Annotated in this window: 4 protein-coding genes; 3 read left to right on the forward strand and 1 reads right to left on the reverse strand. The window is 62.8% G+C overall.

The annotated features are described in order from the left end of the window. Both AX724_RS21250 and AX724_RS21255 read left to right on the forward strand, forming a co-directional pair. The coding region (locus AX724_RS21250; protein ID WP_156448203.1) for an energy transducer TonB at positions 1-377 on the forward strand (377 nt) is incomplete at its 5' end. 13 nt (positions 378-390) lie between these two features. Beyond that, positions 391-1,074, forward strand: a complete 684-nt coding sequence (locus AX724_RS21255; RefSeq protein ID WP_066770939.1) for a Fe2+-dependent dioxygenase — start codon at positions 391-393, stop codon at positions 1,072-1,074. A 12-nt stretch (positions 1,075-1,086) separates the two neighbouring features. Here AX724_RS21255 and AX724_RS21260 read toward each other — a convergent pair whose 3' ends face one another. Further along, positions 1,087-2,055, reverse strand: coding sequence for a magnesium and cobalt transport protein CorA (locus AX724_RS21260; protein WP_066770942.1), 969 nt, complete (start codon positions 2,053-2,055; stop codon positions 1,087-1,089). 195 nt (positions 2,056-2,250) lie between these two features. On the opposite strand from AX724_RS21260, the gene AX724_RS21265 reads away from it, so the two are divergent. Continuing rightward, on the forward strand, positions 2,251-2,781 hold the full coding sequence (locus tag AX724_RS21265) for a hypothetical protein (protein WP_066770945.1): 531 nt from the start codon (positions 2,251-2,253) through the stop codon (positions 2,779-2,781). Positions 2,782-3,107 lie beyond the last annotated feature (326 nt).

A 3,107-nucleotide genomic window follows, 5' to 3' on the forward strand; every position in this document is an offset into this window, starting at 1 on the left:
ATCCGGCGCCCCGGCCGAACCCTGTCTCCGTCGCCTCCGCTGTTCCTGGCCCGCCCGCACCCGTGGTCGCGCCGCCCGCACCGCCCAGCACTGTCCAGGGCGGCGACCTTGGCACGCAGATGGTCTCGGGCAAGCCGCCCCGTTATCCGCTGGAAAGCCGCCGCAAGCGTGAGCAGGGGACCGTCGTCCTGTCGATCACCCTGGGCCTCGACGGCGGGGTGGAGGCTATCGGCGTCTCGCACAGCAGCGGTTTCCACCGCCTGGACGACGCCGCACTCGACGCCGTACGTCGCTGGCGCTGGAAGCCGATGATGCGCGATGGCCAACCGGTACGCGTCAGGGGCGTCGTCGAAATCCCCTTCATCCTCCAGGCCTGAGTTTCTTTCCTCCATGCTGCTCCCCATTCCCGATCTGGTCGACGCAGCGGACGTCGTCGCCATCCGCACGCTCGTCGACGCGGCGGAATGGGTGGATGGCAACATCACCTCGGGTCACCAGTCGGCGCTCGCGAAGCGCAATCTTCAACTGCCCGAGGATTGCGAGGCCGCCCGCCGCGCCGGGCAAATAGTGTTGGACGCCCTAGGCCGTTCCGCGCTGTTCATCGCGGCCGCGCTTCCGCTCAAGATATTCCCTCCGCTGTTCAACAGCTACGCTGGCGGACAGGCGTTCGGCGTCCATGTCGACAATGCGGTACGCCTTCAGGCCGGAACGGGTTTTCGCGTCCGGTCCGATCTGTCGATCACCGTTTTCCTTGAAGACCCGGACGCCTATGACGGCGGCGAACTGACGATCGAGACCCATTTCGGCGTCCAGCAGGTCAAGCTGCCCGCCGGTCATGCGGTGCTCTATCCCTCATCCTCGCTCCACAGGGTGGAACCGGTGACGCGGGGGAGGCGTGTCGCCAGCTTTTTCTGGCTTCAGTCGATGGTCAGGGACGATGCCGCACGGCAGACGCTGTTCGATCTGGACCGCAGCATCCAGGGGGTGGCCGCCGAACTGGGACAGGGCCATTCGGAGGTCATTCGGCTGACCGGCGTCTATCATAATCTGCTGCGCCGCTGGGGGGACGCCTAGGGCCCTTGGGTCTCAAAGCCATTTCAGCTTCTTGAACCGGCTGTAAAGCAAGGTGCAGATGAACAGGATGACGCCTATCACGACCGGGTAGCCAAAGCGCGTGCGCAGTTCGGGCATATGGTCGAAATTCATGCCGTAAATGCCGGCGATCGCCGTGGGCACGGCCAGGATCGCGGCCCATGCGGCCAGTTGGCGAGTGATGTCGCCGGTGCGCTGCTGTTCCAGCAGATTGGATGATTCGAACACGCTGTTCAGGATTTCGCGCAGGTCATCCACCATCGTCTGCACCCGCCTGACATGGTCGCGCACGTCGCTGAAATAGGGCCGGGCCTCTGCGTCTATGCACGGCAGATCCAGTTTCACGAACTTGGTTGCGACCTCATGCATGGGGATGAGGATGCGACTGAAGTGAATCAGCTGGCGGCGCAGGTTGAAGATGCGCGTAACTTCTTCCCGGCCCAGAAAATGGTCGAGCATGGTCTGCTCCATGGACACCACTTCCTCCTCAATTCCTTCGATGATCGGCAGATAGCCATCGACGATGAAATCGAGCACGGCGTGCGCGACATAGTCCGCGCCCTGCGCCAGCCGCGTCGGAACGGCCTCCAGTTCGGTCCGCAACATGATGTGCGCGCGGGCGGAGCCGTGCCGGACCGTTATGATATGGTCCTTGCCAAGGAAGATGGACGTTTCGCCGTAGCATATCGCGTCATCCTCGACATGGGCGGTGCGGGCGACCACGAAAAGCTGGTCGTTGTAGATGTCGACCTTCGGCAACTGGTTCGCCTTGATCGCGTCCTCGACCGCCAGCGGGTGCAGATCATAGGTCCGCGCCAGCGTCTGCATTTCCTCCACGGAAGGATCAGCGACTCCGATCCAGACGAATTCAGATTTGTCCCGTGCGCATTCGATCCCTTCGTCGATGGTGACGGGGCGGATTCGCCTGCCGTCGCGGTAGAGATAGGCAGCGATGACTGTCATGCGGCTATTGTTTCCTCATTATGTCCAATGCCCTAGCAGAGGGATGACGTTTCGTCGCGACGTTGATCCGGTTCACATGATTTTTGCAGAAGAGGGTAGCGAATGACTTCACCCTGACATAGTCGGGGCGAAGAGGGGCGCATGCAAGCGCAGTGGACATCCAGGCGGGATGGCCAGCGCTGTGGGAGCCGTATCTTGTCCGTCCTCGCCATTGACTTCGAAGCATCCTGCCTCCCGCGCCATGGCCGCTCCTTCCCGATCGAGGTGGGGATCGCTGGAGAGGGAGTCGCGCGCAGCTGGCTTATACGGCCGCATGACGATTGGGTCGGATGGGACTGGACAGCGGAAGCCGAGACGCTGCACGGCCTTAGCCGCGACCGGATTTTCCGGGAAGGGCTGCCCGCAGACCAGGTCTTTCACGAGCTGGAAAATGCGGTGTGGGGACGCAGGCTCATCGCCGACAGCCTGATCGACCAATATTGGATGAATGTCCTGGCGCATGCCGCGGGCGTGGAAAGCCCTCCGCAAATAGGCCATGTCGCGGCGCTCTTCGACGAACTGGCCGTCGATGAGCGGTGCATCGCCGCCGCAGTGGCGCAGGCCGACTCCTTGGGCGTGGTCCGGCACCGGGCGGCGGGCGATGCCATGTGGCTGGCCGCCGTGATAGGCCATGTCTCCCGACTGGGGCGCGAGGCACACGCTACATTGCTGGAAGCGGCGCAATAGGGCGAATAGAAATATTTTGTTACAGGCGGCGCATAGCGCAGACATTCCTCTTCCATACAGCAGGCATGGTCCGCTGGTCACCGCTGGGCCGGCGAGCAAGAGGAGATGCGCTCATGTCATCCATAGCAGCGTCGCGCGCCGTGCACCCATCCGCCCATGCTGCGTCACACCTCGTCATCCTTTGCCTCGCGCCAGCGTCATGACGATGAACCCGGCCCTGATCCTTCTTGCCGAAACCCAGCGCGAGGTGCGGCAAAATGTTCGCGATTTTCTGAGGATCAGCGTGCAATAGGCACCCCCTTCGTGGGGTGATCGGCGTGCAAAAA

This window comes from Sphingobium sp. CCH11-B1 (assembly GCF_001556865.1).
Lineage (GTDB): Bacteria > Pseudomonadota > Alphaproteobacteria > Sphingomonadales > Sphingomonadaceae > Sphingobium.